We start from the raw sequence: 8,127 nt of genomic DNA, 5'->3' as shown, positions 1-8,127 counted from the left end.
CAGCGATTCAATTACAAAACACCGGCAGCTGTATTCTATGAAAATATGGCATTGGCTGCCTAATCAAAACGCGAAAGCTTCCTGTATAATTTAAATAGGTCAAGGGATTGACAATAAAAAATACCTCAAGTAAATTTAGATTATTACTGACCAGCCAGTTGGTAAAAATCCAAAGAATACAAGAGGTATCTAAAATGAATATTAAAGGCAAAAAGAAGAAAAATCAAGTTATTACAGCAAATATTTTTAAACAGCAAGAAATTTTAGCAAAAATGGAGGCGATAAAGGGTAATCTGAAAGCTTCTACCTGGCATCAGTTAGAAACCAAAGGTAAGTTCACTAAGAATGATAAGCTTACATTTATCAGCGATGATATGCTCATTTTAGGATGCGATATCGGCAGCGAAACTCACTATTTAAGAGCAATTGATAGTAGAGGCAGGGAACTCAATAAGTCTGCATTTTCTTTTAGCAATACCGTAGAAGGATTTGAAAGTGCAAAAGACTGGGCAGTCAGAATAGCTGCGGTAAATGATAAAAAACAGATTGTATTAGGCCTGGAGCCGACAGGGCATTATTGGTTCTGCCTGGCTACATGGTTGATTACGAATGGAATCAGCGTTGTTCAGGTGAATCCATACGCAGTAAAGCAGACCAAAGAACTTGAGGATAATAGCCAGCTTAAGGATGACAGCAAGGATCCAAAACTTATTGCAAATCTTGTTAAGGATGGCAACTTTGGAATGCCATACCTTCCTGAAAAATTGTATGCAGATCTCCGTAGGCTGTCAATGTTCAGGGAACAGTTGAATGAGGATAGAATCCGATTTCTCAATAGACTGCATCGAGAGATGAAGATATATTTTCCAGAGTATAAGGACGCACTGGGAAAGTTTGACGGAGCATTCAGCCTGGAACTGCTAAAAAAAGCACCTTTTCCGGAGGATCTTCTTTTACTGGGCGATGATGGAATAAAACAGATCTGGCATAATGCCAAGCTTAGAGGTCGCGGTTATAGCAGAGCTGAAGAAATCTTAAAATATGCCCGGGAAAGTGTTGGCATGAAGGATGGAGCCGGTGCAAGTAAAACGGCTGTAAAGTGGTTTGTCGAAAAAATCATGGAAATAGACGAAGAACTTTCAGAGATAGAGATTCAATTACATCAGAAATGCAAAGAAATTCCGCATACGCAGAACATCCTTGAAATATCAGGTATTGGAGAAAACATACTTTCTTCCATACTGGCAGAGATGGGTGATATTTCAAGATTTGACGATGTCAAGAAAATACAAAAATTGAGTGGATTAGGACTGGTTGCGTGTAGTTCCGGTAAGCACAAAGGAAAAACCAAGATCAGTCATAGAGGACGCAAACGGCTTAGATATTGGTTATTCCAGGCGGCGAGGTCTGTTGTGGTCCATTCCGAGGAATTCAGAGAACTTCATGTCTACTATACGACGAGGCCAGAAAATCCGCTTAAGAAGATGCAGTCGCTGATCGTCATTGCCTGCAAGCTACTTAGAGTGATTTACACAATTCTTACAAAAGGCACAGTATATGATCCGAAGAAGTTAATGGCGGATATAAAGAGACCAGGCAAACTGGAAGCTGTTGCAGCATAACAGAAAAAAGTAGACCGTATTATCATTCCAGACCCTTGCTGGGATTCAGTCAAATCTGGATTCGAGCAGGGTTCTGGAAAGTAACCCGATCATGATGAAGTGACGATATGTACTCCATCAGCAACAAGGCCAACGGCGAGAAACAAGGTGTAGCGTCCACTGAATATCAGTACCTTGAAAATCAAAGAGGTCAGTAAAATCAAATACAAACAAGAGCTGTAGCTGGCAGTAGTTCTCTCCGTAGGGCATGACCCTGTACGAAAGCTTAGCTGGCACTCGGTGTATGAACAGGTGGGACGAAGGAAGTTGGGACATGATCCCTTTAGACACGGAAGGTTCACCATCATAGCTAAACAGAGGAATTATGGCCTTTATGAAGCAAAACAAGAGGATGCTTTATAAGTTATACCTATTTTTAGCTATTCAGTACAAGATATAATGACTGTTCTGCACTTTTAGCTCTGGTTATCGAGGTAACTATTTAAATAAAAGCCTTAAAAATCAACGATTTGAGGCTTGACATTATAGGAAGGAGATTTATCTAAAAATTTCTAATTTCGTGTCTTGACAAGCGTGTACATTATAGTACATCGGTCTTTTATAATATGAGGTATTTATACGCTGAACTATTTCTCATTTTCAGAGACAATTAATTGCTCAAAAATGTAATTCTTAATTAGCATATTATAGTGGGAAAATATAACAACTGTAGAAGGATTTGAGTTTAATGATTATGTGAATAAAAATCGAGTATAGGGACTCCTTTTGAAATTAAATAATTTCCTATACCGCTTTCAATGTCTGATCTATATAATCCTTCTCGAATATTTATCAACGGAAAAACCAAAACAATACTTTCATCCCATTATAGACCTAAACTTTGATTTATAAGTCCTGCGCTTGTTTCTTTTTTTACTTTTTCTGTAAAATATATTTCGCCTCCCGTTCCTATTACACAATATATCCATTTTTTGCGAATTTTATCTAGACAATGTCTTGCTTATTACCCGGATTAATTTTTGCATAATCTATTCTTCTCGCTTCTTGTTTTTTAGGTTCAACTTTGGGTTTAATTATTGTTTGCATTCCTATAGAAGATAGAAAATAATTTACGTGTTCGTTATAAACAGTACCCAAAGGAATGATCCCTTGACTCTAAAAATGTCTCATGTTGCTTCTCTAGAAGAGGAGCTGGGACTAGAGCTATTACTGAGAACCACACATTTTGTAGAATTAACGACAGCAGAACAATTTTCGGTTAAATCTTTTGAGCAGATTGTTAGTTATTATAATACACTTAAACACAAATTGACGATTTAAAAAGTGGTTTATATGAAACTTTAAGGATTTCCGCTTCGTATCTGGTGATAGATAAATACTTACCTAAAATCACTTCATCATTTAAGAAGAATCATCCAAACATCAAGATAGAATATTATCCCAAACTGCCAGGAGAGGCCATTTCTGAAGTGGTCCATATGAAAAGTGATATTTGTCTTACGTTTTCTATAGATAAAAATTGCAGTGATTTACCCAAAGGGATCAAATACAAATTACTTTGCAAAGAAAAAATATGTTTGAGGATGTTAAAAAAACACCCCCTAGCTGAAAAACCGTATCTAACATATAAAGACCTGAATAAATCAAAATTAATTGTTCTCGGGGTAAGGGCGGCATTTCGTTCGATGACTTATTCGAGAAGAAGAGCTCACCCCGTTCCTCTTCTCCTGCAAAAAAATCCGATGCAATCATAAAACCTAACATAGGAATCAACAGATAAGCGGAAACACTAAGCACTGTATATGGAAGATTACCCATTGTAAAAAAAATCCCACTTCCAGGAATGTTGTAAATGATTAGATAGACTATTGGCAACAGTATGATCATTCCCAGAATTAACTGATATTTTTTTCGGAAAATAATTTTTTTGATTTCAATTTCTATACAACGAAAAATCATCCCATAGCGCAATTTTTTCTACCTCAATCGTTCGTTTTTGCATTATTTTTGCGATATTTACCAATGCAATTATGATACCATTCAATTGATCATTAGAATTTTTGATCTGTTCATTTAATATGAGCTTTACATCTCTAGATGCAATGTAATTTGTAATATTTTCAATTCTGGTTACTCTAATAGAAATTCTTTTAGCAATGATCATGATAATTGCTAAAACAATAATCAGGCCGATAACAAAAACCAATATTATACTATTTTGAATCGTGGTGAACTGGGCTGAACTTAAATTGATTTTTTTTAATAAATTGATACCTGTTTCTGCCATTAAAAGAAATACTACTACAACTGGTACCCCAATTAATAGTAGAATTTTTATAAAAACACTCTGCTTGTTTTTCATTTTTTCTTCCTTTTCACTATACATTTGCATGACTTTAACTCAAACAAAAATAGTCAATCCCAAGTTTGAAGCTTAAGATTGACTATTTTTAAACTCTATCTAACTTGCATTAATTCAGTACAGCATAAGTTCATAATCCACCAAATAAAAAAGGTTATTTATCATTACTTTGTCAGCGTACCGATTTGACCTGCTCGAAATGCTTTACTGTACTTTCTACAATGCTTATCCTGTCCTAAAAGAGCATAAGTTGCGTATATTGTTCCCATCATATCCCGGTTCAGCGGATCCATTACTGCAGAATCCACGCCTGCTTGAATAGCAAATGCCATACATGTTTTATTGAGCAATGACCGCACAGGTAGACCGAAAGAAATATTGCTGATGGCGCCTGTGACGTGAATCGTTGGATATAGTTCTTTAATCTCTCGGATTTCCTGCGCAAAATTCAGCAGGGAGTTATTTTCTGTTGATAAGGCCATTACACATGGATCAATATGGATTCGATCCGGAGTAACGCCGTATTTTGCAGCTTTTTCAACCATGATTTTTGTGATATCAACTTTTGTCTGAACGTCACATGGTATCCCATTATTGTCACAGGTTAAACCGACTACTTCCCAAGAATTGCCTTCCATAAGTGGAAGCAAAATTTCACATTTGTCGCCTTCTTCAGAAATAGAATTAAGCATACCCGGTTTGTTAGCATATTTAAATACCGATTCAATGACGCGAGGATTAGGGCTGTCGATACATAGGGGAGTATCGGTAGCGTCCTGAACCACTTCGATAAGCCATTTTAAGGTCTCAATTTCATATTCTGGCGCTGTACTGGCACATATGTCAATGAAATGAGCACCTGCTTCAGTTTGTTTAATCGCCCGATCAGCTATAAATGTAGCATCTCTTTTTTCAATCGCTTCCTTTACAACCGGTATTGTTCCATTTATTTTTTCTCCAATAATAATCATATTCGCTTGGTCTCCTTTAATATTCGATGGTACTCAGATTTAATAATGCAAAACGCTTGTCTTATTTATAACCATTCCTGGCAAATTTTGACACCTTCCGCAGCATTTGTTGTGAAACGATCTGCGCCAACGAAAGCGCACGCTTCTTTTGTCACCGGATTTCCACCAATAATAATTTTGGCATCTACTCCCGCTTCTTTAAGAGCATCCACTGTGTCTTTCATGGAATCGATAGCCAAAGTCAAAACACCACTCATTCCAATAATCTGTGGTTTAATTTCTTTTGCTTTTTGAACGAAAACTTCAACTTCAACATCAATCCCGATATCAATAACTTCAAAACCCGCTGCTTCTGCCATGCTTCTGAAGATATTTTTTCCAATATCATGTAAATCTCCGTGTACAGTTCCCAATAAAATGGTTCCAATCACAGTAGAAGCACCACCGCCAAGAGCTGGTTTTAAAACATTAATGGCTTCAGTCAATAATTCACCGGCAAAAATCAAATCACCAACAAAATAATCTCCATTTTCAAAAAGTTCCCCAACAATTGACATCCCTCCCTGACATGCTGCAACCGCTTCGAGTGCTTCTGCTTCACTCGGATTAGTCTTTGCAAATTCTTTTAATTGGTCCATTACCTGGTCTTCTTCCAAATCTCCCAAAGACTGTGTTAATAGTTTTAAATCTAACATTTTTATATCCTTTCTTAAATAAAATCAGTTTTATGACATTCACTGGTTTTAACCTAACTCGTTCATAAGTCATTGCGTCGATCTACTTAATCGCCTATACTCTTTCTTACTGAGTTAACTGATTAAAAACATGGTAAATCCAAAGAACATTTCTTCAATACCTTGAAATGTTTCACCTGTAAATGGAAAAGCACTTTCTGGAATCTCATATTTCTGCATTGCTTCAATAAACGAATCATAATATTCTGAATTGAATTCATTATTCATTTCAATATCCTCCTAATATTTCCCATATTCCTGGGCAAAATTTAAAACAGCTTTTAAATTATTGACATTGACATCCTTGAGACGAAGTATTCCTTTGTCAAAGCCGAACATATAATTCCCCCCCGGTGCCAGAATGTCCATTATTTCTTTCGCTTTGTCAATGCACACCTGTTCGGTTTCAGTTTTAAGGATGCTCATTGGGTAAAGACCACTGATGATATGTCGTTTCCCGACCTTTTCTTTAATTACCTTCGGATCACCATATTCAAAAAACATCAGACATCCTTTAGGTAACTCATTCAGATAATCCAGATAGCGTGTCCAATCTTGTTCCATAAAAATATTGACACCCACACCAGCTTCATCTAAAGCCTCCACATAAGCTTTGAATGTTGGCCAGTAAAATCGTTGAAAATCTTTTTCTCGCATGTAAGGGCCCATGTGCAGCGGATTGAAGGTACGGTTATATCGATTTGAGTTAGGCAAAATACTAGCTTTAACCGCCATTGGCAGAATCGCCTCACAAGCTGCCATCACTTTTTCAGGTCGTCTTCTAATATCCTTGCTACACTCACTGAACGAACGCAAATGGTCTGACAACATGTCATAAGGAACTGCGCATGATGTACTTGCCGTAGTATAGGTAGACTTACCATGCTTATTTGAAATCTCAGCACAGGCACTCCCCATTTGACTCATCGTCGCATAGAAAGTGAAAAAAGCTTTTGTGACTGCTTTATGACTGACAAACCCACCTTTTTCGATTTCTGAATACAATCTAGGCATAACTTTTTCCCAAATGGTTTTATAAGGATCAGCAATAAATTCATCATATTCATCTTCTCTAAGGGTTTCAATCTCTGGATGCTGAATAAAACCATCTGAACCAGGCACAAAATTTCTTGCACCGAGTATTTTGTAAAGATGCGGAATTCTTATCATTGCGCCAAAACAAACATCTGAATTAAAATCCTCTGTTGCTTTGTTAAACGCTTCAATATTTTTTTCCATGCTATATTGTTCACTTAAAAGACCAAATCCGGCATATTCCAAGCAAAAAGCATTGTCTGCATTAACGAACACTGGAACCCTTTCCGGCATTTTTCCATCATATAAATTCTCAAACAACTGATTCTTTTTTTGGGTTTCTTGACTTAATTCCATTTTATTTCCTTTCAATTTCAATTTATTCATGAATAAGTTATTCGTGAATAAATTGTAAACCGTTTCTATCGCTTTGTCAAGCGTTATTTTATTCGCGAATAATATCGCTTAAGTTATACTTAAAAAACAGTCAAACCCAAGTATACTTTTGAGTTTGACTGTTTTTTCGTCATTTGTTTTGTTGCTTAATAGCTCGACTTTCCCAGCTCAATTTGTCCTAAAACATCAATAAAAAAGAACTGCGCGTAATTTAACTGTTAGCGTTGATTTTACACCAGGATCGACTTTACAAAGACTGATGTATTGGATAAAAATAATGGTTGTATGCTGATCATCATGGTATAGGTTTACCCCGCATCCACTGAATCAGTTTCATGGTCCATTAACCAATATAGCTGATTCGACATCGATTGTTAGATCGCTCCATGCCGGGTATACTAAAAAACCGAACTTTTCCGAAACCAGCGGTTATCTAAATCAGACTCCACTTTGGTTTTTATCTATTATCACATTACCAACCCAGGCTAATAAGGCAGTTCCAAGCAGTCCGATCGCTGCCATTAAAAATTTGATGGTTATATCTCCCCCGCAGGCATTCGCCACGGCGTTTGAAAGAATTGGCGAGACAAAAATCCCAACACTTGCCGATGCGGTAACAATGGCAATAGCCAATGAACTGATGGAAGAATGGACGGCATTGGCTGCTAGAAAGGTCCCCGCCGGGTTAATGGTTGCCATACAGAAACCGCAGCACATGGCACCGATAAACAGTGCTGGCAGCGAGCCAATTACGAAAATGAGCAGCATCCCCAAACCACCCACCAATAATGATACCGGAATAATCAGTTTTTTGAGAATACTTTGCATTCGACCAAACAAAATACCGGTGAGCATCCCAGCTGCCGACATTGTGGTATTGATGATTCCGGCGGTTGAGGCATCACCAAAGCCATTACTAAAAATATACAACCTCAACTTTGCATAAAAGTTACACTAAATACTTTTTGAAACTCAAAACCGTTGCCTCAGACATCTAAAAATGTCAT

General features: G+C 37.0%; 8 protein-coding genes. 2 read left to right on the top strand and 6 right to left on the bottom strand.

The genetic code is table 11. The features are described from left to right. Positions 1-194 precede the first annotated feature (194 nt). A complete protein-coding gene (locus U2P91_RS17335) occupies positions 195-1,622 on the top strand; it encodes an IS110 family transposase (protein WP_322520077.1) in 1,428 nt (475 codons plus the stop codon). A gap of 1,307 nt (positions 1,623-2,929) precedes the next feature. Next, positions 2,930-3,376 (top strand): LysR family transcriptional regulator substrate-binding protein, encoded by a 447-nt coding sequence (locus tag U2P91_RS17330; RefSeq protein ID WP_322520078.1) that lies wholly within the window; start codon positions 2,930-2,932, stop codon positions 3,374-3,376. A gap of 179 nt (positions 3,377-3,555) precedes the next feature. On the opposite strand, the gene U2P91_RS17325 is transcribed toward U2P91_RS17330, so the two are convergent. The 6 genes from U2P91_RS17325 to U2P91_RS17300 form a co-directional block, all read right to left on the bottom strand. Further along, the gene (locus tag U2P91_RS17325) at positions 3,556-3,984 is read right to left on the bottom strand and encodes a hypothetical protein (protein WP_111887141.1); all 429 of its coding nucleotides are present in this window, start codon (positions 3,982-3,984) and stop codon (positions 3,556-3,558) included. Between the two features lie 164 nt (positions 3,985-4,148). Then, positions 4,149-4,955: a methyltetrahydrofolate cobalamin methyltransferase gene (locus tag U2P91_RS17320; protein ID WP_322520076.1), complete on the bottom strand. Its 807-nt coding sequence runs from the start codon at positions 4,953-4,955 to the stop codon at positions 4,149-4,151. A gap of 65 nt (positions 4,956-5,020) precedes the next feature. Beyond that, positions 5,021-5,650, bottom strand: a complete 630-nt coding sequence (locus U2P91_RS17315) for a cobalamin B12-binding domain-containing protein (RefSeq protein WP_111887143.1) — start codon at positions 5,648-5,650, stop codon at positions 5,021-5,023. A gap of 114 nt (positions 5,651-5,764) precedes the next feature. Beyond that, positions 5,765-5,917: a hypothetical protein gene (locus tag U2P91_RS17310; protein ID WP_204355467.1), complete on the bottom strand. Its 153-nt coding sequence runs from the start codon at positions 5,915-5,917 to the stop codon at positions 5,765-5,767. 12 nt (positions 5,918-5,929) lie between these two features. Next, complete coding sequence (locus U2P91_RS17305) at positions 5,930-7,081, bottom strand: uroporphyrinogen decarboxylase family protein (RefSeq protein WP_111887144.1); 1,152 nt, start codon at positions 7,079-7,081, stop codon at positions 5,930-5,932. A gap of 477 nt (positions 7,082-7,558) precedes the next feature. Then, complete coding sequence (locus U2P91_RS17300; protein ID WP_322520075.1) at positions 7,559-8,050, bottom strand: MFS transporter; 492 nt, start codon at positions 8,048-8,050, stop codon at positions 7,559-7,561. Positions 8,051-8,127: the final 77 nt, after the last annotated feature.

It is taken from the genome of Acetobacterium sp. K1/6, from assembly GCF_034438075.1.
GTDB classification, from domain to species: Bacteria; Bacillota; Clostridia; order Eubacteriales; family Eubacteriaceae; genus Acetobacterium; species Acetobacterium carbinolicum.
Note: the sequence above shows the minus strand (reverse complement) of the source record. Positions and strands in the feature narration are given on the sequence as shown.